We start from the raw sequence: 21984 nt of genomic DNA, 5'->3' as shown, positions 1-21984 counted from the left end.
TCTTTTGAGTTCATTGCCATTCTACAGCAAAATCATGCAAATATCCCTTATAAATAGTTGTGGATGAATTGTCCTGTAAATCAAGTACTTTATAGTAATACCGTTCTGTATCAGTAGATGCACCTTTACTTACATCTTCCGTTACAACATACAGGATATATTTATTATCAGGAGACGCTGCATAATCAATGACTTTTACGCCCTCCCCCAGTTTCTCTTTCAGTGTGAGATACACGACTTCATCATTTTCCTTACCTTGACTATTACTGGACTTTTTCTCGCCTGATTCTCTCAGTCCTGCAAAAGTTCTCTTATAGACAAGCATTCTGCCATCACGGGCTGATTTTTCAAAAGTAATTCCTTCATAACCATCTATGTTTCGGTAGCTTTGCGATAAATCCAAGTGAAAAAAGAACGCAGCCATGCTATAGCCAACATATGCGATTAAGGCTATGGCACCTAATAATAAACCATAGCCTAAATATTTACCGATTTTAGATAAAACCTGTTTAAATTTATTTATCACAGTTCCATCCCCCTTGGTAATCCATGATACTACGCCAGTATTAAGATTCCCTTAGAATGGAACAATCCAATCCACTTATTTGCAAATCCTCGCCAACAGCCAATGCGGCAATATAGATGCCACAATGCGGTGCAACGTGCTTACAGGATCTGGCGTACAGACGACCGTGCCTGATTTTGCTGCCCGAAGTGAAGTTTCAGCAACATGCTTCACATTTGTAGCCCCAGGCATATTCCGATACAAGAGTTCCTGCCAGAATCTCCAGCCTGTCTTTTCTTCTGGCAATCAACCAGAAAACGCTTGATATGCGTCTGTTCAATTTTCTGTATTCGCCACAGCCTTGGGAATCATCCCCCTGTAATGGAAATAGAACCATAGCTGTAGCGGCAGCATCAAGACAAAATATGCGCTACAGATGACTGTACCTTCAAATACATTGTACATATGCAGCTCAAAATGATCCACCCACATAATTACCAATGCCATTATCACGATCCCATCCATCAGCAGCCAGCTCCACTTCTTGAAGCCTCTGTCTCCCTGTGTAAAAGGCGGCTTCAGGGATGTAATCGTCGTGCTGCCTGTTCGCTCAGCCCATTTATCATGTATAGACCAGCAGATAGATAACGTACTGGCAGTGGCAGACAGCCAAATAACATTGGCCAAATATACATTTCCTGCTATCTGAAATAAATCCGGGCTATCCATCGCACCATTCCACAAGAAGTAAATCAGCACCACGGTCTCAATTACAGTACCAATTTTCAATAATTTCAACGAAGCATAATAGCAGGTGGACAGGAAAGACAATTCTTCTGGCCACTCAATCAGTGGGCTTTGCCAGCCTTCCTTACGCGACTCCAGATAAAGCGCTACGGCGCAGGCAAATACGAAAACTTCCATCTTATGCTCATCTACGAAAAACAGCGCGAAGAACACCATGCCCAGAAACACCAGAAACCGCGCCGATGTTACAAAATTATCATCATCCATTATGAACCCCACCTCCGATTAAATATACAAATCCATATGCAACTGCCTTGCTGACTCATCACTTAAATTTGCTGTCATATTTTCATCTTCGATCATGTTACTTATTGCCGAATGCTCATTACGATCCTCATTGTATCTTAAAATAGCTCTTGCACCTCTTGCCAACGCACACCCTGACGTTACGGTCATAATAATCAATAATGTCGCCACTAACATATACTTTGCTATTTTTACAGTCATAAATCCTGCTTCCTCCTTAACCAAATCGATATTGTCAGTGCATCATAATTTTCAGGTATTTTTCATAATACCAATTACAAATGATACCCCTGTTCAATTAAGTTCTGTTTAAAAAGTCATTAAAAGCAAATTAAAATCCCTGCCATTCAAGCAGGGACTAAAAGCCATCGCTATCATTCGCCGGATTATGTAAATTCACAGCATACCAATCACCATCACGCAGTTGAATGTTCGCCTTATGATGATTTTTTTGTATAGCAATCAGCTTTTTCATCTTCTCGATTGAAGTCATATCTTGTCTCCATCGACAGTTACTCTATACTGTCGCATATTACCTTCATAGAACTCTTTCTGCTGCTCCCAGGAGATAATCTTCCCGCTACGCTTTAACAGCCCAAGAACACTTTCTCTTGTCCATGGTAGCGTAACAGTAACATTTATCTCGCCAGACGGTAACAAAAAGCTGTGCTCGGCAATAATAGCATCTTCTATTGTTCTCCAGGTATCTCTAAACTGCTTAGCCTGGTCAGCATTTGATTTTATACTCTTCTTTTTCATGGTTTCAATGTATCGCACTAAATTGGAAATGTCAATGATTATGTCATTGATTCGCCAAAAATCTGCTTAGTTAGTTTTCAATTTCATCCCGGCTCTTTACCTGAACCAATATCCGAGGTGGCAGCTCATCTTTATATGCCGTTATATCAATGCCACTATCGCCGCCATGTGGAGAGACGATTGTACGGTATCCCATAGCTCTTAGGAGATCTGCCACAAAATCTTCCAAATCATAGCCTTTAAGCTGGCGGCTGAGCTCTTTTAAGATAATACTCTGTATATGACAAAATCTGGCTCCAGACTCTTATCAATCCACACTTTTCACCGATATATGTCATAGAGATACATCATCTGTTTTGGAGGTGAAACCATGGAGGTAAAAACAGTACAGGGCATGACAGCCTGGTCTGACAAGGGAACGGAATCCAAGGGCAAGACCTTTGCAGCAAAGGAAAAGTTCAGCACCATGCTGCGCCAGCTGGAAACCGGCGGTGCCATAACGGACACTGGCGAAAAATCTGGTGAGGATACCACCACAGTGATCCGTGTTATGTCAGATGGCTCCGTCCTCGTTACAGTTTACGAAAAGGACAAGATTATTTCCCAGACCAAGACGCATTCTCCGCATCCAGAAAAAATCCCCACCATCCTCAGCACTCAAGTTGAACATTCCCTGCCAGATAATGCAGATGAGCAACAGCCTGGCATGACGGATGCCCAAATGCTCAACCTGCTAATGCAGAAATAATCAGGAGGTTAATACCATGGATCTATCCATCGGCAAGCTGCACGAATCTGCAACCTCTGCCCCAATGAGCCAGTCAAGGACTACAACGGAGGAGAATTTCCGGGACATTATGGGCGAATTTGCCGCGCCCAAAGCGGAATCAGCTCCACCACAAACTGCCCATACGGCCAGCCTGTCCCTTGTTCAGCCAGCGGAAAACAAGGATACTTTGGAGAGTATCCAGGAACAAACCCGTAAGAATTTAAGCTGGCAGGCCTATTACAATTCCGGCGGCCACTTCAAGCTAGGGGAGACATTTACCGTGCCCAAGGTGCTCCCCAGCTATGAAGAAGCTGTCCGTGCCATAGGCCCCGGCGGCCCCTATTCCGTGGAAGTGGTCACAAACTGCATTCTCAGCATGGCCGCTCATGTTGCGCAGGGCAATCCCGATAAAATCGCAGAAATCCGTCAGGAAATCGCCAAAGCTGTGGCTATCTTCCGCCGGGATTATCAGGCTGCCACCAAGGAAAAAGACCTGCCCCAGATTTGTCTGGACACCTACGATTCCATCATGTCCGGCCTTGATAAACTCCAGACCGAATACACTCAAAACAATGATGCGGCAAAACAATCCGCGTAACATGTAAGCAGATAAGCATACAAACAGGGCTGATGCAGCGACTAAATCCTGCATCAGCCCATTTCTTGTCTTCATGGCAGCCTCATCTACACAAAAATTCCAGACGTTGCCTTAGAAAATCACTAAAGCCATCCAGATCATCCAGCTTTATGGCCTTTTCATTAAGCAGCTCCATAATATTGGCAAACATCTGCGAACGGCTCATGTCTGTGACGCACACGCCAGATTTTCGCTTATCCTTCCTTATGCATTTTTCCAATTTCTTTGTTTTCAAACCGATATTTCTGCCCAGCCTTTGGGTATTTCTCATGATCCACTTCGCTCATGAACATATCCATCGGTCGGCAGTAAACACCATAGGAACCGTACAATGCCTGATAAACGCAGTAGATTTCCCGTGTCTCCGTATGAATAACCGGACAGGCTATGATTTTGTACTCGTTATCCTTGAAATGATGCCAGATCTCCTCTGCCATCGGTATTTCCCTGCGATATTTTGAACTCAGCAATTCTCGCTGCTCCTGCACTTCTTTTGTTTCTTTCAAATCTTGTTTACTCCTTCAATTAGACATCAAACGGCATACAGTCTCCATACCATCCTCATGGGCCAGGATTCCATAGGAAAACCTGGCGTCTTCCGTTACTTCCCTGCCAAACCAGTCCGGTGGCACAAAGGCTTCGGCCTCCTCCACTGTAGGAAATTCGACTTCCACATAGTTGAACCCTGCTAAATGACCACCATGCACATGCATTTCTGCAGTATAGCCATCTTTAAGCTCAATATGGTAACGGCGCTTTTCAATCATTTTGGTTCCGGGATACAGCCGTGCCGCCAAATTTTCATATTCCTGCATTGAGATATTAGTCTCCCACTCTTCCCGTACCAGACCAGCTCCACGCTTAACCGTCAGCACAAACTGACTGCCTCCGATTCCTCGGATACGGATTTCCGGCTCCAGTGATACATACCCCTGTTGCAGTTCTTCATAGGCATCTGGCAGCACCGGCAGCTTTTCCACTAAGAATTGACGCTCAATCTCCATTCCTACACCTTCAAATCGACCTCACCATGCACGAAAGGCAACGCCTATAAGACGTTGCCCCTAAGTTCTAGCCATCTTTATAGAATTGTATCATGCACCCTCTGGAAAATCAAGATTGCTACCACATCATCCTCCAGCTGGCTGCATTAACTTTTCATTGCCCCCTAATTGCTCACGCGCTATAATATAGCTTAATTTCGGACATTTAAGAGGACAAGACCATGCAAACAAAAATATCACTCGTTCCCCTGCAGGATGATGACAGGGAACAATTTATACGTGACAATCAGGACGCTTTCAACTACGGTGCTATGGAGGAATTCGGCCTCCGCGATAATCACTTCGAAGAGGATGGCGAGATTATCTCCCGCTCCACTATCGAAGAATCCATCGACCATGGCATTGCTTACCGTATTATGCTGGACAACCAGCCTGTCGGCGGCCTTATCCTGAAAATTGATGGATCTCATGGCGAACTGGAAATCCTGTTTGTTTCGCCTCATGCCCACAGCAAAGGAATTGGCTACACTGCATGGTGTGCGGTAGAAGAATTGTACCCACAGGTTAAGGTATGGCAAACTGTAACTCCTTACTTTGAAAAACGCAACATTCATTTTTACGTTAACCGCTGTGGCTTTCACATTGTAGAATTCTATAATGCCCATCGTCAATGACTTCGCCGGTCTGCAGATTACGGCCTTTGCGAGCAGCACGCTGGTTTTTCTAGGGCGTGTTGAAAAAATCTAATTACGTAGACATTTGTATATTTACACAACACATCCTCTTTAGAGTGTTTTCTCTTGCCTTATTGCCTATTTTTATCAAAATCGATGCAATGTATATAAACGCTCGGTAAACGCAAGCCAATTTATCGTAACGTGTTGCGATTCGGCGATAGCATTTTAACTTTTGGAAGTATCTTTCCACAACATTCCGCCCTTTATATTGTCCTTTATCAAATTTGTAAATGATTTTGGCATTTGACTTGTTTGGACAGGCTATATCTGCATCGAGCGATTGGATATATTCACGTATATTCTTGGTTCCATATGCCATATCTGCATTGAAGTATACAAATGCTATATTCGCTGCTTCTAACAATGAAATTGCCATTTTTGAATCATGAACCTGTCCACCCGTAATCTCAAATGCTACCATTTCCAATTCATCATTAACCAATGCATGGACTTTGGTATTGGGATCGCCACGAGATATACCTATATGCTGCTTTACTTCTGCTTCAGGTGCATCTTTCCTAGCTCCAGCGGCATGTTGATGGACTTTGTTCGAGGTGCTGTCTATGGAAATGGCATAGTAAATCTGCTCGATAAGGACAAGACCGTCTGCATCTGGGGCACATAATCCCATTAAGCACAAATAAATCCTTTGGAAAATATTTTGAGATTCCCATAACCTGAATTTCCTGTAGATGGAATTCCATTTTCCATATGTTGCGGGGATACTCCGCCAGCTACATCCTTCACGCACGACAAAAATCAGTGCATCCAGAAAAAGACATACATCCATGCCTGGCCTGCCAGTTGTTTTTTCTTCTGGCAAACATTCCCGGATTTTTTCATATGCCTCATCGGTTAAACTGTATCTTGCATATGCTTCCTTGATTGTATATAATGAATCTGACATAGGTAATCCCCCTTTTCTGGATATTTGATCAAATTCATTATAGGGGATTTTCCATATGTTGCGGGGATACTCCGCCAGCTACATCCTTCACGCACGACAAAAATCAGTGCATCCAGAAAAAGACATACATCCATGCCTGGCCTGCCAGTTGTTTTTTCTTCTGGCAAACATTCCCGGATTTTTTCATATGCCTCATCGGTTAAACTGTATCTTGCATATGCTTCCTTGATTGTATATAATGAATCTGACATAGGTAATCCCCCTTTTCTGGATATTTGGTCAAATTCATTATAGGGGATATTACCTATGTTTTTTATGAAAGAAATAAAGATTCTCGTTTTTTGAAATACATGTAATTTTAATTATTGAGTTTTTCAACACGCCCTAGTAAATTTTATTTGGGTATAATTAAAGCAAGACGTTCGTAATCATCGATATAACTATCTTTATTTTTCTTTAATATTGAATCAAGGAGGCATTGAGCTTCATGATATACTTTAACCTTCTGATTTTTACTCAAACGATTTACGAAGTCATCGTGCGTTTCAAGTGCAACTATTGCTAACTTCATTTCATCACTTAGAACATCACGCCATGAATAATCAGAAGATTTTTCTTCCACTTCATTACCAGAGAAAATGAATTTTATGAAGTTGAAGATTGTCTTTAAAAACGCTATGATGGTTCGTTTCGTTAAATCTAGCAGAGTACATATATCTGATAGTTTATTACAAGAAAAATCCATTATCCACATACAAGCAGATACTTCTTTTTCTAAATCATATCTAGCCCTCTCTAATTCTATAATCCATGCTTGATATTCAAATCGTTGTAACTTAATCTTTCTTCTTTGTTCGATAGTACAATACCTATTGATGATGTTTATAAGAACTTTACTATGTCGAATTAAATTTTTTTGATGAGTATCAAATCCATCTTTATACGCTCTGTGAGATACTATAATAGTGATTAATATTAATAGTAAAGTAGTAGAAGAATAAAGCATGTTTACAACATTCTCATTATATAACATGTAGCAGAAACTAATAATGGAACATAATATAAACACTATGGTTATTATCCTAGGCTTTTTTGTATTATTAATCGTGTAATAAAATAGTAATCCAATTGATAAAAAAATAATGAAAAAACTTACTGGAATATTGTCAATCATTCTTAAATCTAAAGAGATTTTTATGGACGCTACAATTAAAGAAATTATATAAGCACAGAATTTAGTTTTCATATTTCAATAAATCCCCTCACCTATCTTATGCAGCCGGAATAATCCGGTCGTTTTTTATTCTCCGTTCAGATGGTTAATCTCGAAATCAGCTGGGTCAGGAATGAAGTTTATGGTGCGACTTTTGATATCAGAACAGTACCTTAGTTCATCAACTGCTTCGTTTATGACTACTAACCAATGGAATTGTTTTTGAGCATCAATGGGGGCGCTCCATTTTGTAGACTCTTCTCTATGCCAAATATCATTAGGGCCGTCTCTATGATATAGCGGAGCCTTAATTACAAGATATTTTTCAGGATTAATATTTATAGCATAAATTACTTCATAGTCTCTATCACCGTCCCAGCAAGAAAACATTTCTGGGCGTTCTTTTGCAATAAGGAAAATTGTCTTATCGGCAGTACACAAGACGACCGAATAAGGATCATACGTCCATTGCTTGAAGAATGGATCTGACGGAAAAGGATAAGCATACCTTGTATGATGAAATGGTGTATTTAAGCTGTCGCTAGCATAGATATTTGACAATGGTGCTAATAGTACGATGAGTGTTAAAAATGTTGAAAAGATAAATTTAGTCATTATAATCTCCGAAAGATAATATAGTTATTGGGTTTCCTGTTACCTCATCATCCTGTGTAACTTTGCTTTTGCGCCCTGCCAATCAAGTTTCTCATCTTCACTAGAGAAATCATCAACTAGCATAGGGAACACAAGCTCAGGATTATCAAGATGCTTATCGGTAGCATCTAAGACAGCTTTGTGAAACTCTGTAGGTATTTCTTCATGGATACGGTCGACTATTTCATACAGTAGACCTTTTAAGTCGCCACCCTTTTTAAGAGAACCGTAAATCTGTATAGAGAAATACTCTGCATATGAGTACACGCTCTGAAATTCTTCGTCAGTTAATTCCAATCTGGTCAGCCTCCAATTGCTGCTTCAAACTTATTTTTACTGCACTACATTGTACCATAGTCGCTACTTACTAGCAAACGGCCTACGAAAAAACAATGTAAAAGTTGTAGTGGAGTGTGGTTAATACAGGCAAAGATTCTAGTAATAGGAGAATAGGGACCTGATTTAAGGCTCCAATAAAAGTAAAGGGAGAACCTATGGGAGAAACTATGAGAGAAACTAGGGCGTGTTGAAAAAGTCTAATTACGTAGACATTTGTATATTTGCACAACAGAGGGGGGGCTGCGGACAAAAAGTTGGACTATTATTATGCGATAAGTCCTAATTTCTGTCGATATTCCATTGGACTCAAATATCCAAGAGATTCTTTTATCCTTTCTTGATTATACCATTGAATGTAGCCGTCAACCTCATCCATGAACTCTTCAATGCTGATTTCAGTCCAACAACCAGGATAAAACATTTCATTTTTCAATCTGCCCCAAAAGCCTTCACATGCAGCATTATCAGGAGAACAACCCTTCTTTGACATTGACCTTGTCAGAAGTGCTTTTTCCATACATTTAATCCAACCAGGCCAGCGATAATGGCATCCTCGATCTGTATGGACGATAGGATGCTCTCCAGGGCCAAGCTGACGAATACCGTCTGCCAACATACTGTTCACTAGATTGGCATTGGGACTTGTCCCCAACCTCCAGGCAACAATCATTCCATCAAAACAATCTACCAAAGCAGATAAATAAACCTTGCCGGCGGATATGGATAATTCTGTTATATCAGTGAGCCATTTTTTATTCGGTGCATCTGCATGAAAATCCCGATTTAGTAAATTTTCAACGGAAGGGGTTATTTCACCTTGATATGATGAGTACTTTTTATGTGATTTAACAGGTACTTGCAATCCTTCTTCGAACATGATTCGCCGAATTACCTTTTCGGAAAGAATAATTCCCTCGCGGCGAAGAAGTCCATAAATACGACGGTATCCATAGCATTGTCGGCTCTTAAAGAATAGTTCTCGAATTTTCTCTCTTAAGTCGGCATATTTGTCAATACGGTTCTGTACCTTCTTTTGGTAATAATAACTACTTCTAGATAGGCCAAGCTTTAACAAGAGCACTGGTAGTGAATATTTTTGTTGTAAGGCATCAATTATCACTACCTTTTCCCGATTCTTTAGCGGGTCTAGATTGATGCCTGGGTCTTTTTTTAATACAGCAATCGTTTCTTTTAAGATATCCATTTCCAGTTGCATATCATGCATTTTTTGCTTCATATCATCCAATTCTTCCTGTGATGTCTTGGGGGAACCTTCTTCTAAGCACGCTCTGGGAATATCTTTCGAATTCATTAGTGACAATCGTCCTCCCTTGATGTATCGTCTTCGCCATGTGTATATAGCGGTTCTTGAATAACCTGTTTCTTCTGATACTAATTGTACATTCTCTCCAAGTTCAAAGCAACGATGAAGAATATTTAATTTTGTCTCCACGGATGGATGTAAAGGATGCTCTACTGTATTGATGAATTTCTTCCGTACTTTTAAAGACTTTATAGGCGCGTTTCTCTCTTAACCAGCGATACAGGCATTGACGTGTTGGATATCCCAATCGAACAATTACCATGGTTACTGATTTCGTTTCATCATACAGTTGCAAGGCTTTTTGTTTCTGCTCTAATGAAAATGACATCTTAATCTCCTCCGTCAGAGTCCAACTTTTTGTCCGCAGCCCCCTTCAATACATCGCCCAAAATCTGAACACGAGTCTCATCTGTTTTAGGAACAAGGTTTGTGGGGAATGGCCCGGATGTTGGTTTATATAGGAACTTCTTCCAGAACCAGCGGCCGATGCGGAAATTCATATACCATTTCTTCGGCAAAGGTTTATTCGCATGTTTCTTCCACCACTGCTCATCATTGCGGATGTCTGCTTCGTACTTCGTGATGCCCAGTTCTGTAGTCACATCCTGACCTTCTTTGATGCCCTTCTTCTGTAACCACTCTGGCAGTTCGCTAATAGGCAAGCACATGCCCTGTGAATAGATGCCTTTGAACCGGCGAGTCTTCAAATACTTATCCGTGAATTCTGCACGCACTGCCAACGCCTTCGGCAGTACAGAATCAATCTCCAGATATACTACCAAGTCTCCCTCTTTGTAGAGTCCCTTCTTGACCACTACATGCCAGCCAAGCACCGTAGCTTTCTCAATGCGGTCGGCTCCCTCGATAGCTTCAATCTTCTTAATGACCTGAATAGATGCGAGTTTACGCAAACATATTCCCCTCTCTGTTTTTTGTCTTACGTAATCCCTATTACTGATTCAGGTCCCTTGGTCCTATATCAAGATTTAGTACAACATAAAATGAGAAATTTTAATTATTTTCAACTTACCAATCGTGATTCTCTAGCAACGCTCGCATTGTAAAGTTTTTCAAAGTCATCTGGCGAAAGATATTCACAATGGCTGTGAATCCGCTTTGTATTATAAAATGCTTCAATATACTCAAAAATTAGGCTGTGAGCATGATTAAAATCCCGGATTCTAAAGCGATTCAGCCATTCACGCTTTATCAATGCGTGAAATGACTCGATACAGGCATTATCCCATGGATAAGCTTTCTTGGAATAGCTCCGCTGCATTTGGGCGGTGGCCTTCTTATATTCTTTAGCTACGTATTGGCTGCCTCGGTCTGAGTGGATAATCAGTGGTAAATCGAGGTGGCGGCGTAATTTCGCTTTTTGAATTGTTTCCGTTACGCAGCTTACTTCTAAACTGTCAGAAAGCGTCCATGCGATGATTTTGCGAGAGTACAAGTCCATAATGCCGGTCAAGTATACAAATCCGTCAATTGTCCATACATAAGTGATGTCTGAGCACCAAACCGCATTAGGCCGTTCCGGATTAAATTGTTCATCCAAGATGTTCTGCAGACTGTCACTGAAGTCTGGATCAACGGTAGTTGGAACCCAGGGCTTAACCCATTGAGCACGAAGCCCCATCTGGCGCATATATTGACCTACAGTCCTTTCAGAGATGATTTCTCCGGCTTTACGCAGTTCTGATGTGATTTTTGGCGCACCATAGTTCTGATGAGACTCATCGTAGATTCGCTGGATTTGTTCTTTTACTTCCTGTCGTCTTATTGATGTGTCTGATGGCAGACGATGGCGCCAAGCGTTATAGCCCGAGCGTGAACCGCCAAGTTTTCGCAGCATTCCGGAGACGGAAATAGGGCGTCCTTCTTCTTTTGCAATTTCCGCCTGTTCAGAGACCTGAAGATAAATGGCCTCTGTTATTTTCCCAGAATGCTGATAGCTTTTTTTAACACGTCAAGTGCGTCTTTCGTATCCCGCAATTCACGGCGTAATCTGGCAATTTCTTTCTGCTCATCTGATTCGTAGTTGCCGGAGTCACGAAGTTCTTTCCGCCACTTGGTCAAAGTGCTGTAACCGATGCCAAGGTTATTGGCGCAGCCACGCAAGCCAAGCTCCTTATGATCTTCATAATATTGAATTGCGTCAAGTTTAAACTGTTTGTCATGTTGTTTAGCCATTCTGAAATCCTCCTCAAGATTAGGTACGTACATTGTACCATGTTATGGGCTCATTTAGGATTTCTCATTTTGACTTGTACTATTTATATTCTAACTCCACCTGTTTTATACATTTTGTAGAAAAATTACCGTAAAAAAATAAAAACCAAAGTAACATTTGCGGTGGTGTTATACTTTGGTTGCTGATAAAATAGCAATATGAAATAGATTAAGGAGAGTGTTCTGGTGTCCATAGATATTGAAAAACGACGGCAAGAAGAAACACAGACTGTACTGGAAATCATCAAAATATATTGCAGAGGCCATAATCACCTACGAGCCAACGGTAAAGATTTGTGTCCTAATTGCCGTAAGATAGCTGACTACGCTCTGGATAAACTAAATAAATGCCCTCGCATGGATATCAAGACCTTTTGCAGCGTCTGCCCGATTCACTGCTATGGCAAAGAAGAAGCTGCGCAGATTCAGGAAATGATGCGCTATGGCGGGCCAAGGATGTTATGGCATCATCCAGTAATGGCTCTTCGTCATATCTTTATTGAATGGCGTACCCGGCATGGATTACGTGATAAGGAAGAAATGGTTAGCGCTAGGGCAAAAGAAAAAAGCTCCTAGATTGCTAATAGCAAAATAGAAGCTTTATCTGCTAGGGATTAGCCCAACAGATATATCTTTGCAGCTACGAGGCCAAATTCAATGAACCGAGCCGTAGGAACACCATACTTAGCTAGCAAGTTAGCGTCGAGGCTGTCCCAAATTCTGTGTAAACTCCCTGTAGTAATGTAAAACAGGGATAGTATATTTTCTCTTTCTATATCGAAGTATAGAAACCCTTTTGTCTGCACGTCAAGAAATTCTTGGCAGTGCAGACATTTTTTATTCCGGAATCCTCCCATCAAAATAAATGGCAAGCTGGGCATGAATAAGGCTCCAGTCCTGGCGGCGTCCTGTCCATTTTCTGGTAATATCCATCATGGCCAAATAGAGCATCTTCAGCAGGCTGTCATCCGTGGGGAATACGGACTTGGCTTTTGTCACTTTCCGTAATTGGCGGTTAAAGCCTTCAATGGTATTGGTGGTGTAAATCAACTTTCTCAGCTCCGTGGGGAATTTGAAGTAGGTGCTCAAATTGGCCCAGTTATCCTGCCAGGATTGGGAAATCTTGGGATATTTCTTATCCCAACGCTCTGAAAATCGCTCCAATGCAGCCAGGGCAGAGGGCTCGTCTACCGCAGCGTAAACCGCCTTCAAATCAGCCATAAGAGCCTTGAGGTCTTTGTAGCTGACATATTTGCTGGAATTACGCAATTGGTGGATAATGCAGTTCTGTATATCTGTCTGAGGGAAAACCGCCTCAATGGCTGCTGCGAAGCCTGTCAGGTTGTCCGTGCAGGCAATGAGGATGTCTTCTACGCCGCGGTTTCTAAGACTGTTCAGGATATTGGCCCAGAATTTGGCACTTTCGTTCTCGCCTACCCACATCCCCAGTACATCCTTATGTCCGTCCATGTCAATGCCAATGGCGATATATACGGCTTTCTTGACGATCTGACCCTCACTGCGGACATGGTAATGGATGGCATCCATAAATACTACAGCATAAAGGCTTTCCAGTGGACGCTGCTGCCACTCTCTGGCAATGGGCAGTATTTTGTCTGTGATGCGGCTGATGGTGGTATCCGACACATCGATGCCATATATGTCACGGACATGTGATTCAATGTCACTGGTAGTCATGCGCATTGGCCACTGCCACCAGTGTGGTGGTCTTGCCGGAACCGGCACAGGCATCAATCTTCATAACCTGTCCCGGCTGTAGTTCCTGTGATGCTTTTATTATCTCTATCTGTTCAGACGATGCTTGCATTATAATTATCAGGGCCTAAGTTTTCAGCAATGATCGGCAGATCACGATATTCCCCGTTTTCGATTATCCGAATAAAACAGCTAAAGTCAGAGCTTCCCCCCGCTATTACAGACCTATCTCATCGCTATGTTCAGTCATGCCCTTAATGCAGTGGCTCATAACCTCACTGAGCTCCATCCCCAGTTTTTCGACGCCCTTATCAATGATTTCCCGGTTACACTTGGCAGCGAACCGCTTGTCTTTATATTTCTTTTTCAGAGATTTAACAGCCATGCCTTCCATCTTTTCTGGGCGCATGAGTGCATATGCCTGTATGATACCCGTAAGTTCATCCACTGCAAAGAGACTTTTTTCCAGATTGTTTACCGGCTCTGCCTCATCTGTCGTGATTTCATATCCATGAGTGATAATGGCTTTAATGTCTTCCTCATCCACACCTTCTGGCGCTAACAATTCCCGCACATGATGGCAATGCTCATCCGGGAACTTTTCATAATCCACATCATGAAGCCAGCCAATAGCAGCCCAATAATCTTTATCTTCCCCATAGGCTTCTGCCATGGCTCCCATGGCCGCACTGACAGCAGCAGCATGATGGAACAGATGTTCCTCCGTAGTATGTTTTGCCAGGATCTCCTTGGCTCTATCCAATGTAAGTTTGCTCATCAAAATTCCCCCTTTTCCTTCAGTATAGATAAACAGACAACAGATGTCAAAAATGATGCTGCTGTAGTAATGCAGCGATATCGTAAAACTTGCGAAAGCAACTGATTTTATGTAAAATAGTTGAGTATTATTTTTAGGATGTTTTGGAGTTCATCAAGGCCTGATATACAATAGCAAAGCCCATCCCGGAGTGATTCAATCACCCTCAGAATGGGCTTTTTTGATGCCAAGATTCAGGACTTCATCCATTTTCCAGGCTTATCTTCTGCTCTGGACCATCCTGCATATCCTTATTTTTCTCCCGCCAATGCGGATGGAATACCAAATTACCACTTCCATCCACCTTGCTCAGATGTTTAAGGAAATGTCTCGCTATAGTTCCCGTAATCAAGGCCGATATCAGTGTGCCTTCCCGTATGCCTTCAATTCCATCAAGATATATCAACGAAATCACAGCGGCTAGTGACACAAGGCTGACATCATTGGCTGTTTTCACCTTGCCGAATTCAATGCGGAAATGCCGGGATACAGCATATACTATTCCTTCGCCGGGAAGCATCAGTACATTGGCAATTCCCTGGACAGCTACGCCAAAGGCTATCAAAGTGGTGCCAATAAGCAAAGGCAATAGCTGGAATACGTAATTTGTAGGAACGATCCACGCCCATGCATCCATGAAAAAATCAATAAACCAGGAGAATATCAACGTCACCGGAATTTGCAGAAACTGGATATTATCAAAAGCTCTGCGGAGCAACAAGTACTGCCCCAGTACCAGCAGCATGTTAATCGAAAAGGTCATCTGCCCCAATGTAAATGGCGATGCCAGACTAATGACATATGGCAGGCTGGAAATAGGTGAAGTTCCCAGCATACTCTTAACCACCAGTGCTATCCCAGACGCCTGTACGATAACTGCAACAACGAACAAAAAATAACGTAACACCATAGACATCTACACCATCTCCTCCTACGTTAGATAGTATAGAGCTGACACAAAGGAAAGTCAAACCACCGCCATTTTCATGAATATATGCCTCCGCATGCCTGTCAGATGATTATACCTAACCATTTCCAATAGGTTGCAGCCATCAGCATGATCAGGCTGTAAGCGATGATGGTCAAGGGAATACCGGTCTTGATGAAGGTTCTGGCTTCAAAGGTTTCCGTACCGAAGGCCACCATATTCTGTGGGGCATTCACCGGCAGGATAAAGCCAAAACAGATTACATATTGCAGAATAAGCGTCATCCCCACCACATTTAGATGGGAATACTCCGCCGCTCCCTGCAGCACCGAGATCACAATGGGAATCATGGCCGCTGCCAAAGCTGTGGCGCTGGCAAAGCCCAGATGGATCACAATGAGGAAAAGCGCCAGGATGGCGATGATCATAAACGACGAGGTGTAATAGAGGCCAAAGACATTGACAATCACATGGGCGATCCAGGTGGCCGCCTTGGTGGAAAGCACAGCCGACCCCAGGCTAATACCCACGCCAAAGAGCACCAAGGTGCCCCAGCCAATCTTGGCCTGGGCTTCCTTCCAGTTCATGATGCCAATACCTGGCAGCATCATCAAAGTAATGGCAGCCATGGTGGTGGATGAAGTGTCAAAGTTATGCAGGATCTTTTCCGTGGACCACAGGAACAGCAGCAACATGGAAATAATCATAAGCTTTTTTTCGCTCCAGGTCATAGGGCCCAGTTCCTTCAATTCCCGGGCAACAGTCTCCTGACCGCCCTCAATCTCATCCATTTCCGGCGGCACCAGCTTCAAGAGCAGGAAATAGAGCACCACGCTCATAATGGCTGCAAAGGGAGCTGCCGTAATAAACCAGTCCAACCAGCTGATTGTCGTCCCCAGCTGCTTTTCGATAAATTCCAGCGCAATCATATTCTGCGCCGCCGCCGTCTTGATGCCCACATTCCAGATGCTGTCAGCCTGGGCGATAGCAATCATCATCACCGCTGAGAAACGGCTCTTCAAAGGTACGCCAAAGGCCGCAATAATGCCCATGACAATAGGCACCATGCAGGATACACGGGCTGTAGTGCTGGGCACAAAGAAGCTCAGAATAAAGCCCACGAGAATAACTCCAGCCAAAACATTTTTTGTCTTGGCACCAATCTTCGATAGGATAAAGAGAGCCAGCCGCTTATCCAGCCCCGTCTTCATCATAGCCGCTGAGATAAAGAGGGCTGCCCCTACCAGGGCCAGGGCAGGACTGGAAAAACCGGACATGGCCATCTTCAGTGCTCCGGAAGTGCCAAGCACCTTGTCCGGTGTTTACACTACGCATGGAGCATTTTTTTTCAGCCATTTTAGGAGTCATCATCATCCCTTCCATGTCAAGGGGGGATGACATATCATCCTTGGTACTCATATCATAGTGTAATAAAGAATTTACACTACGCATGGAGCATTTTTCATACGCTTCTGAATGTGTATTCCCTTTATTTATGGGTTTGGAAGAATATTCCACTCCGTCCTCCGTAGTCACACTATCCGTCATATCAGTTCTGTTTTTCTCATGAGCACATTGACCATTGCCTTGTTTGTCATCCAGTGGTAACAAATCCATACCTTGTTTTGACACTGCTGAGTACATTGATGCACAAGACACTGACTTTTCCTTCTTGTAATGAGCAGATACCATATTCAATTGTCTTTTGAGTTCGACAGCTTTCTGAAACTTTTCGAGATTGAAGCTGTTTTCCTCACCATTACGATATATAAACGTAATATATTCTGTATCACCATCCCTGCCAATTAGAGCTCTTTCAACTACAGAATCAAATATTTTTGCATCAAATTTATCCAACGGACCTGATTGCCTCAGTTTTGTCTGAAGATCTTTTATCCTTGCTGTCAAACCGTTTTCTCTGGCAACCTGCGATGCAATCATTTTTGCTTCGACATTTGCTTTATCCAATTTTTTTCTTAAGGACTCATATTTTACGCTAAATACCTGTTCATTTATACTGCCGTCTAACCTACAACTAAGCAAATCATCCATCTGCTTTTGCATTACACTTATTTGAGATTTTATATTTTTTCCGAGTGATTTACGTTCCTGCTCCTTTTTACAGAGTACTGTTTTCATCATATCGAGGAAGCTACCAATGGATACCTCTCCCGTACGACAAAGCAGATTAAAGCTCTCAACGAAAGCTTTTTCTATCCATGAATTGTCCCATGCTCTAGTATTCCGACAGTTATTTCCATGATATGCAAAACCATAGCATTGCCATTTTATCAATACATTTTTTCTAGACCGCCTCATACGGCGTTTCTTGATGAATGTCTTACCGCATTCAGCACAATAAATTTTTTTTACGAATACTTCCCCTTGTTTACTCTCTCTTGGTTTTCTCTCTATGTGTTTCCCCGTTACTCTATCTATTTTGTTCTGTTTTCTTCTTTTTCGCAAAATTTCCTGCACTTTATCAAATAGTTCCGGCTCTACAATAGCCTCATGATGGTTCCTCACATAGTACTTTTCTCTTTCACCAAAATTAGAAATCTGCTTTTGACTGATGGGATCCCGTGTATACATCTTTCCTAAAAGTAAGTCTCCGCGATATTTCACATTTTTTATAGTACTCATTATCACCGGTGGTGACCAAAACTCAGCTTTTGGAGCCTTTATCCCACATCTTTCCAATTCTCTGCATATTCTTAAAGCGCCTAGACCTTCTGCATACTTTTGAAAGATAAATCTTACCACTTTCGCCTCTTGATTATTTATGGTCAGTTTCTTAGTAACTTTGTCATAATTATAACCGTAAACCTTAATGCTACCAATCGGCTCCCCACGTCTCATCTTCATTTTCAAGCCTAACCTAACATGACTAGACGTATTATGTATTTCCTGCTGATAAATTGCACCCAGAATGGTCAACATTAGTTCTCCATCCATCGAGCAAGTATTTATATGCTCTTCTTCAAAGATTATAGGAATGGCCTTTTCTCTGAGCATCCTGACATACTTTATGATATCTTCTGTATTTCTAGAAAACCTTGATAAGGATTTGGTAAGCACCATATCAATCTTGCCTGCCAGACAGTCCTCAATCATCCTTTTGAACTCTTTACGCTTATCAAATGAAGTTCCGCTTATCCCTTCATCTGCATAAACCCCCGCTAACAGCCACCCTGGTGTGTTCCTGATTTTCTCACTATAATAGACAATCTGAGATTTATAGCTGGTAGCCTGCTCCTCAGAGTCTGTACTGACTCTGCAATATGCCGCCACTCTCCGCAGCGCTTTTGGATGCTTATCATGAAAATTATGCGCCTTAATGACTTCCGTCTCAGCCATGCACTCACCCCCCGGACAAGCTGGCTGTCACCTTATTCACCCCGATAAGCCTTTTTGCTGTTTTATTGTACAATCTTTTATCGATCACTCCATTGCTCAGCATAGAATCCAGCGACTGTCTTTGCATGCCTGTAAGCTGCTCCGCCATTCCATAACCGGCTCTTTCTTCATGAACCATTCTGACAACATCTTCGTCTGCTGTTGTCTTGGCGTTCCTGCCAGTCCCCTGAACCATCACTTCATCCACAACACCATGAACATACTCAAATCTTACAACGTGCGGTTCCGGATCGCCATTTTCATTGATTTTGCCGATCGTGACCTTTTTGATTACAGCCTCGAATAGCTCCCTGTTAAATTCCATCAGATTCGGATTGGAAGTCAATACCTCCCGAAACTTCTTTAAACGTTGTTGCGGTGTCATAGTGGCCATTTTCAACGTATCCACGTCTTTCTTCTTATTGACCAGCTTATCCAGCTCTTCTCTGAGCATCTTATACTTCTTGCCATAATCATCTTCTGCAATCATTTTATTCAGATGCATATCCAGAAGCATATCAATCTTCTTCTGTACCGCCGCAATACTATTTTCGATCTGGCTCTTGGTCTGCCCTTTTTCCTTTCTGGTAATGACTTCCCTCATCAGATCCTCAAAGATAACCATTGTTTCATTATTATCAGCTGTATTTACAGAGTTGTAACTGGTTACAAATGCCTGCTCCAACTCTGTCTCTGATACTGCCCGGCTACAAGGACATTTTTTTCGCCCCTCTCTTGTGGTTCCACCACATTGCCACACAAACTTTGCATATGTAGTTCTGCTATGCCAATTACGCCGGACGTATTTTTCCCCGCAGAAACCACATTCAACCATGTGACTGAAGGCATATCTTCTGCCAAACCGGGGAATAGCCCCTACTTCACTAGAGTTCTGAGCAGCCCCGCGTCCAGTACGGATTTCCTGAGCCAAATTAAAATCTTCCTTACTAATGATCGCCGGATGATGTTCTCTTGTCCGGTATGAATCCAGCTCACCATTATTTTTGCGACGCTTCTTGGTTATGGGATTAGCCGTATAGGTCTTACCCTGAACTATTTCACCAATATATTTTTCATTCTTTATGATGTTGTTCACTGTAGATACAGCCCAGTTGCTGCTGCCACGCTTAGTTTTTACACCCATGGCTTCCAATTCTTTGGCTATTCTGCTCCCGCCGACACCTTCAAGATATCGTTTGAATATGAAACGGACAATATCGGCCTCCTTTTCATTTATGCTAAGCTGCTTGGTCTTAATATCATAATCAAAACCCAAACAAGCTGCGTAGCCAACCAACTCACCACGTAGCATCTTCATTCTAAGTCCTTTCTTGACATGTGCTGATATATTTTCTACTTCCTGCTGGTACACTGCACTGAGGATGGAAAGCAGGAGCTCCCCATCCATGCGAAGAGTATTTATATTTTCCTCTTCAAATATGACTGCAATATGCCTGTCCTGCAATTCCCGCACATATTTCAGCACATCCTGTGTATTTCTGGCAAATCTGGAAATCGATTTGGTAATGATGAGATCTACCAGCCCAGCACGGCAGGCATCAATCATTTTTTGAAATCCTGTCCGTTTTTCAGTCTGGGTTCCAGATATGGCCTCATCTGCGTAAATATCTACTAATTTCCAGTCTTTGTGCTCAGCTATTTTCTGCCTATAGTAGTTTATTTGCGATTCATAACTGTTTTTTTGCTCCAGCTCATCAGTACTGACACGGCAATAGGCTGCAACATGATATATTTTCGTATATTCTGTGGCCCTACCGTCGCTGGTCTTCTTCGATGATTCTATGACTTGAACATCCACTTCCATCCCCCCCTTTCATTTTTGTACCATGCCTACATTTAGTATACATGGTACAAAAATGATATGCAACACCATTGAGATATATTTTCTTTTAATGATTCAGCCCCTTAGAATTTATGGGGCTGATGATATTTGATGTTAAGGCGCTTGTGCGCTTCGTTATACTCTTCTTCCGTTATGTACTCCAGTTTTCGCAGGGATATCAACCATGCCATCTGCTTTGCATACTCCACAGCATTCTTCCCCGCTTCCCTTTCAATACCCTGCTTGGATGCAGCCTCATCTGTAATATGTTTATCCATTATACTTGCCCTCCATAATTATTGTCGCTCAAACTTCTCAATGAAGTTATCCTCATCCCAATAGTCAAGCCTGAAGGATGACCGATATCCCTTGATCAGTGCCTTCTCCATCCTGATCATCCAGTCCGGCTCCGGCCCATTATTGGGCCTGCCACACTCTTCCCTCAATATTCTTGCAGCCTTACTGCAGGCACGGATAATCTCACTTTTGAAAATCAGAAGCAACTTCCACTCTGCCTTTCTATTACCCGCCTGCACCGCCATAATCAATTCCTCTGTCAGCAAGTCCTGATTATCTTCATATAATGACCAGTCATCCATCAACGATCACCGTCCCATAACTTTTTGAAGGCTTTCCGGCTTTCTGTGAGCCTATGAGAAATCCTTGATGGATGCACATTGTAGTAAGCCGCCAATTCCTTGACAGAAAAACCATAGACATACCGCATCTGCAGCAGCTTGCGTTGTTTTTCATCCAGTTGATTGAAGGTATCTACTATCTCCACACTGGTAAACGACTTACTTTTATCTCCCAGCAGCCTTGCCCCCAGCCGTTCTATCATCTCCCTCTGTTCCATATACTTTTGCCTCTCTTCCCGCAATATGGCACGATACGCATTCCATATAATTTTTCTTCCATAGAAATAATGCGGATTTTCAATCTTCATAAGGCACCTCCTGTTATGCATTTGGTAACTTCTAAAACATCCTTCAATAATTGAATAGTGATTTTAGCCTCAAAAACTGCGCATTTTTTATTAAAAAATTGTTATCCTGCGTTTTTGCTACCAAATCCCCATGGTGCCCCTTTGTTTGAAACTAAAAAAAGCCATGGTCTCCATCCAAGACCATGGCTCTGCACTCAACATATAT

General features: G+C 42.4%; 31 protein-coding genes and 1 pseudogene. 4 read left to right on the top strand and 28 right to left on the bottom strand.

Features of this window, described 5'->3' with window-relative positions; translation table 11 throughout:
• Positions 1 to 10 precede the first annotated feature (10 nt).
• The 6 genes from SELR_RS07280 to SELR_RS19360 form a co-directional block, all read right to left on the bottom strand.
• The gene (locus SELR_RS07280; protein WP_014424568.1) at positions 11 to 526 is read right to left on the bottom strand and encodes a hypothetical protein; all 516 of its coding nucleotides are present in this window, start codon (positions 524 to 526) and stop codon (positions 11 to 13) included.
• Between the two features lie 315 nt (positions 527 to 841).
• Positions 842 to 1519, bottom strand: coding sequence for a hypothetical protein (locus tag SELR_RS18845; RefSeq protein WP_014424567.1), 678 nt, complete (start codon positions 1517 to 1519; stop codon positions 842 to 844).
• Between the two features lie 18 nt (positions 1520 to 1537).
• On the bottom strand, positions 1538 to 1759 hold the full coding sequence (locus tag SELR_RS07270; protein WP_014424566.1) for a hypothetical protein: 222 nt from the start codon (positions 1757 to 1759) through the stop codon (positions 1538 to 1540).
• A gap of 157 nt (positions 1760 to 1916) precedes the next feature.
• Entirely contained in the window at positions 1917 to 2051 is a 135-nt protein-coding gene (locus SELR_RS19365; RefSeq protein ID WP_014424565.1) for a hypothetical protein, read from the bottom strand.
• On the bottom strand, positions 2048 to 2317 hold the full coding sequence (locus SELR_RS07265) for a hypothetical protein (RefSeq protein ID WP_041914322.1): 270 nt from the start codon (positions 2315 to 2317) through the stop codon (positions 2048 to 2050). The genes SELR_RS19365 and SELR_RS07265 overlap by 4 nt, the downstream gene beginning before the upstream one ends.
• A gap of 70 nt (positions 2318 to 2387) precedes the next feature.
• Complete coding sequence (locus SELR_RS19360; protein WP_269453571.1) at positions 2388 to 2585, bottom strand: restriction endonuclease; 198 nt, start codon at positions 2583 to 2585, stop codon at positions 2388 to 2390.
• 102 nt (positions 2586 to 2687) lie between these two features.
• Here SELR_RS19360 and SELR_RS07260 point away from each other — a divergent pair, with 102 nt between their 5' ends.
• Both SELR_RS07260 and SELR_RS07255 read left to right on the top strand, forming a co-directional pair.
• On the top strand, positions 2688 to 3065 hold the full coding sequence (locus SELR_RS07260) for a hypothetical protein (RefSeq protein WP_014424563.1): 378 nt from the start codon (positions 2688 to 2690) through the stop codon (positions 3063 to 3065).
• Positions 3066 to 3081: 16 nt separating this feature from the next.
• The gene (locus SELR_RS07255) at positions 3082 to 3684 is read left to right on the top strand and encodes a hypothetical protein (RefSeq protein WP_014424562.1); all 603 of its coding nucleotides are present in this window, start codon (positions 3082 to 3084) and stop codon (positions 3682 to 3684) included.
• Between the two features lie 233 nt (positions 3685 to 3917).
• Here SELR_RS07255 and SELR_RS07245 read toward each other — a convergent pair whose 3' ends face one another.
• A complete protein-coding gene (locus tag SELR_RS07245) occupies positions 3918 to 4229 on the bottom strand; it encodes a DUF1653 domain-containing protein (protein ID WP_014424561.1) in 312 nt (103 codons plus the stop codon).
• A gap of 15 nt (positions 4230 to 4244) precedes the next feature.
• Complete coding sequence (locus tag SELR_RS07240; protein ID WP_014424560.1) at positions 4245 to 4727, bottom strand: CYTH domain-containing protein; 483 nt, start codon at positions 4725 to 4727, stop codon at positions 4245 to 4247.
• 221 nt (positions 4728 to 4948) lie between these two features.
• Here SELR_RS07240 and SELR_RS07235 point away from each other — a divergent pair, with 221 nt between their 5' ends.
• Complete coding sequence (locus SELR_RS07235; RefSeq protein WP_014424559.1) at positions 4949 to 5401, top strand: GNAT family N-acetyltransferase; 453 nt, start codon at positions 4949 to 4951, stop codon at positions 5399 to 5401.
• Between the two features lie 73 nt (positions 5402 to 5474).
• On the opposite strand, the gene SELR_RS07230 is transcribed toward SELR_RS07235, so the two are convergent.
• The 10 genes from SELR_RS07230 to SELR_RS07190 all read right to left on the bottom strand — a co-directional run bounded on the left by SELR_RS07230 (position 5475) and on the right by SELR_RS07190 (position 12094).
• Positions 5475 to 6371 carry an IS5 family transposase gene (locus SELR_RS07230; protein WP_014424558.1) on the bottom strand — a complete coding sequence of 299 codons (897 nt, stop codon included), beginning with the start codon at positions 6369 to 6371 and terminating at the stop codon, positions 5475 to 5477.
• The gene (locus SELR_RS18325; RefSeq protein ID WP_014424557.1) at positions 6320 to 6622 is read right to left on the bottom strand and encodes a transposase; all 303 of its coding nucleotides are present in this window, start codon (positions 6620 to 6622) and stop codon (positions 6320 to 6322) included. Before SELR_RS18325 ends, SELR_RS07230 begins: the two co-directional genes overlap by 52 nt.
• Before the next feature lie 143 nt (positions 6623 to 6765).
• On the bottom strand, positions 6766 to 7617 hold the full coding sequence (locus tag SELR_RS07225) for a hypothetical protein (protein ID WP_014424556.1): 852 nt from the start codon (positions 7615 to 7617) through the stop codon (positions 6766 to 6768).
• 54 nt (positions 7618 to 7671) lie between these two features.
• A complete protein-coding gene (locus SELR_RS07220) occupies positions 7672 to 8199 on the bottom strand; it encodes a hypothetical protein (protein WP_041914321.1) in 528 nt (175 codons plus the stop codon).
• A gap of 39 nt (positions 8200 to 8238) precedes the next feature.
• Complete coding sequence (locus SELR_RS07215; RefSeq protein ID WP_041914320.1) at positions 8239 to 8535, bottom strand: hypothetical protein; 297 nt, start codon at positions 8533 to 8535, stop codon at positions 8239 to 8241.
• A gap of 307 nt (positions 8536 to 8842) precedes the next feature.
• A complete protein-coding gene (locus tag SELR_RS07210) occupies positions 8843 to 10030 on the bottom strand; it encodes an IS3 family transposase (protein WP_197537169.1) in 1188 nt (395 codons plus the stop codon).
• On the bottom strand, positions 9993 to 10229 hold the full coding sequence (locus SELR_RS19115; protein WP_050992757.1) for a hypothetical protein: 237 nt from the start codon (positions 10227 to 10229) through the stop codon (positions 9993 to 9995). Before SELR_RS19115 ends, SELR_RS07210 begins: the two co-directional genes overlap by 38 nt.
• A 1-nt stretch (position 10230) precedes the next feature.
• Complete coding sequence (locus SELR_RS17745) at positions 10231 to 10812, bottom strand: hypothetical protein (RefSeq protein ID WP_014424554.1); 582 nt, start codon at positions 10810 to 10812, stop codon at positions 10231 to 10233.
• 110 nt (positions 10813 to 10922) lie between these two features.
• A complete protein-coding gene (locus SELR_RS07195) occupies positions 10923 to 11825 on the bottom strand; it encodes an IS3 family transposase (protein WP_269453570.1) in 903 nt (300 codons plus the stop codon).
• Between the two features lie 8 nt (positions 11826 to 11833).
• Entirely contained in the window at positions 11834 to 12094 is a 261-nt protein-coding gene (locus SELR_RS07190; RefSeq protein ID WP_014424552.1) for a transposase, read from the bottom strand.
• Positions 12095 to 12319: 225 nt separating this feature from the next.
• On the opposite strand from SELR_RS07190, the gene SELR_RS07185 reads away from it, so the two are divergent.
• A complete protein-coding gene (locus SELR_RS07185) occupies positions 12320 to 12709 on the top strand; it encodes a nitrous oxide-stimulated promoter family protein (protein ID WP_014424551.1) in 390 nt (129 codons plus the stop codon).
• 261 nt (positions 12710 to 12970) lie between these two features.
• Here the strand turns inward: SELR_RS07185 and SELR_RS07175 are convergent, their stop codons facing one another.
• From SELR_RS07175 to SELR_RS17740, 10 genes and pseudogenes are all read right to left on the bottom strand, one after another.
• The gene (locus SELR_RS07175) at positions 12971 to 13837 is read right to left on the bottom strand and encodes an IS256 family transposase (RefSeq protein WP_014424550.1); all 867 of its coding nucleotides are present in this window, start codon (positions 13835 to 13837) and stop codon (positions 12971 to 12973) included.
• A complete protein-coding gene (locus SELR_RS18840) occupies positions 13818 to 13961 on the bottom strand; it encodes a hypothetical protein (RefSeq protein ID WP_158645787.1) in 144 nt (47 codons plus the stop codon). Before SELR_RS18840 ends, SELR_RS07175 begins: the two co-directional genes overlap by 20 nt.
• A gap of 105 nt (positions 13962 to 14066) precedes the next feature.
• Positions 14067 to 14627, bottom strand: coding sequence for an HD domain-containing protein (locus tag SELR_RS07170; protein WP_014424549.1), 561 nt, complete (start codon positions 14625 to 14627; stop codon positions 14067 to 14069).
• A gap of 241 nt (positions 14628 to 14868) precedes the next feature.
• Positions 14869 to 15582, bottom strand: coding sequence for a YczE/YyaS/YitT family protein (locus SELR_RS07165; protein WP_014424548.1), 714 nt, complete (start codon positions 15580 to 15582; stop codon positions 14869 to 14871).
• Positions 15583 to 15677: 95 nt separating this feature from the next.
• Positions 15678 to 16898 (bottom strand): annotated as a pseudogene (locus tag SELR_RS07160) (SLC13 family permease); the annotation flags it as partial.
• The gene (locus SELR_RS18320; protein WP_014424546.1) at positions 16786 to 18951 is read right to left on the bottom strand and encodes a recombinase family protein; all 2166 of its coding nucleotides are present in this window, start codon (positions 18949 to 18951) and stop codon (positions 16786 to 16788) included. The pseudogene SELR_RS07160 and the gene SELR_RS18320, both read right to left, overlap by 113 nt.
• A gap of 4 nt (positions 18952 to 18955) precedes the next feature.
• Positions 18956 to 20815, bottom strand: a complete 1860-nt coding sequence (locus tag SELR_RS07150; RefSeq protein WP_050992755.1) for a recombinase family protein — start codon at positions 20813 to 20815, stop codon at positions 18956 to 18958.
• A 101-nt stretch (positions 20816 to 20916) separates the two neighbouring features.
• Positions 20917 to 21111: a hypothetical protein gene (locus SELR_RS07145; RefSeq protein WP_014424544.1), complete on the bottom strand. Its 195-nt coding sequence runs from the start codon at positions 21109 to 21111 to the stop codon at positions 20917 to 20919.
• Between the two features lie 18 nt (positions 21112 to 21129).
• Entirely contained in the window at positions 21130 to 21435 is a 306-nt protein-coding gene (locus SELR_RS07140; RefSeq protein WP_158645786.1) for a hypothetical protein, read from the bottom strand.
• Positions 21432 to 21779, bottom strand: a complete 348-nt coding sequence (locus SELR_RS17740) for a sigma factor-like helix-turn-helix DNA-binding protein (protein WP_014424542.1) — start codon at positions 21777 to 21779, stop codon at positions 21432 to 21434. The genes SELR_RS07140 and SELR_RS17740 overlap by 4 nt, the downstream gene beginning before the upstream one ends.
• Positions 21780 to 21984: the final 205 nt, after the last annotated feature.

This window comes from Selenomonas ruminantium subsp. lactilytica TAM6421 (assembly GCF_000284095.1).
Classification (GTDB): domain Bacteria; phylum Bacillota; class Negativicutes; order Selenomonadales; family Selenomonadaceae; genus Selenomonas_A; species Selenomonas_A lactilytica.
This window is presented reverse-complemented; position numbering and strand designations above follow the sequence as displayed.